Origin of the sequence: Caballeronia sp. ATUFL_F1_KS4A, assembly GCF_023630905.1 — a bacterium.
GTDB classification, from domain to species: Bacteria; Pseudomonadota; Gammaproteobacteria; order Burkholderiales; family Burkholderiaceae; genus Caballeronia; species Caballeronia zhejiangensis.
Window position 1 is genome coordinate 1 of record NZ_JALQEB010000028.1, and the last position, 1,153, is coordinate 1,153.

The following is a 1,153-nucleotide window of genomic DNA, read 5'->3' on the forward strand; positions in this document are numbered from 1 at the left end:
ATTCGTATGGCCAAGCCTTATGCGGGGGCGGACTACGGTCATCACATGCCGTTGATCCACGGCACGGAGGTGGCGCTCATCTGCGCATGCAGATGTCCTCGCGATTCACGCCCGAGCCAATGGTGGGCAAAGCGCGTGCGCCCGTATCGCCGCGTCTGGGCTGGACGGTGGTGCTGCCCGTTCGGCAGGAACGCGAGATCACGGTCGAGTTGGGCGTCTGCGAAGCGTTTCCGGCACCGCAGCCGAACCCGTACCTCGAACCGCATGCCGCATGAGAGGCCGAATGATGTCGAAACCGAATCAAATGGCCTGCGCGGTGTTGCTCATTCTCGGGCTGTCAGGCTGCGGCCTCTGGCAGGCGACCTCCGACGGAGCCACGAGCGCTTATCAAGCGATGACCGACTGGCGCGTGAAAGCGGTCGACGTCGACATGCGCGCCCGTGCCGACCTGAATCCGGACGCTTCGGGCCATCCGCATCCGGTGGCGGTGCGCGTCTATCAGTTGAAGGATCGCGCGCGCTTCGACAGCGCGTCGTTCAACGAGCTCCTCCACCACGACCGCACCGTGCTTGGGCGCGATCTGCAAGCGAGCGTGTCTGCCGTGGTCAATCCCGGCGCATCGGCGAGCGTGTCGCAGCCGATGCAAAAGGAGACCGCGTTCATCGCAATTGCCGCGTTCTATCGGAACGCCGATCAGGCGGGCGGCTGGAAGCAGGTCATCGCGGCCAGGAAGCTCCCTGACGACGCGCCGGTAAAGCTGACGCTGGCGGACAGCAAGCTCGATATGGAAAGCAAGGCGAAGGCGGGCAAGAAATGACGTGCGGCAGCGTCTGTCGTCGCCATCGTAGCTAAAGGGCGGTCGCGACAAAAGACCGATGGCTTCAAACATCAAACCGAATCGAAATCGACAATAACCAGCAATGCGGCACAACAGATTGAACGAATTACGCGGCGATGGCCTCGTCGCCCGCGCGACCCGAAGCGTGAACTCGGCGCTCTTTTTCATCGGCGCGCTTACGCTCGCCGGCTGCGGCGCATGGCAGGCCACCAAGGACAGCACGGTAAGCGCAGCCGAATGGCTCTTCACCACGCAAGTCAAGTCGATGAACGTCGAACTGAACGGTCGCGCCGCGTTGAACGAGAACGCGACCGG

Annotated in this window: 2 protein-coding genes and 1 pseudogene; all 3 read left to right on the top strand. The window is 63.1% G+C overall.

Going from position 1 to position 1,153, the window contains the following annotated elements; translation table 11 throughout:
- Positions 1-92: 92 nt before the first annotated feature.
- The gene (locus tag NCS03_RS15180; protein ID WP_350029360.1) at positions 93-275 is read left to right on the top strand and encodes a hypothetical protein; all 183 of its coding nucleotides are present in this window, start codon (positions 93-95) and stop codon (positions 273-275) included.
- An 8-nt stretch (positions 276-283) separates the two neighbouring features.
- Positions 284-817 carry a type VI secretion system lipoprotein TssJ gene (tssJ, locus tag NCS03_RS15185; RefSeq protein WP_250440429.1) on the top strand — a complete coding sequence of 178 codons (534 nt, stop codon included), beginning with the start codon at positions 284-286 and terminating at the stop codon, positions 815-817.
- 118 nt (positions 818-935) lie between these two features.
- Positions 936-1,153, top strand: a pseudogene (locus NCS03_RS15190) (type VI secretion system lipoprotein TssJ); the annotation flags it as partial.

Bases quoted from the DNA above. Each gene is read 5' to 3' on its own strand.
- NCS03_RS15180 (WP_350029360.1), top strand. From the start codon at position 93: ATGTCCTCGCGATTCACGCCCGAGCCAATGGTGGGCAAAGCGCGTGCG.
- tssJ (WP_250440429.1), top strand. From the start codon at position 284: ATGATGTCGAAACCGAATCAAATGGCCTGCGCGGTGTTGCTCATTCTC.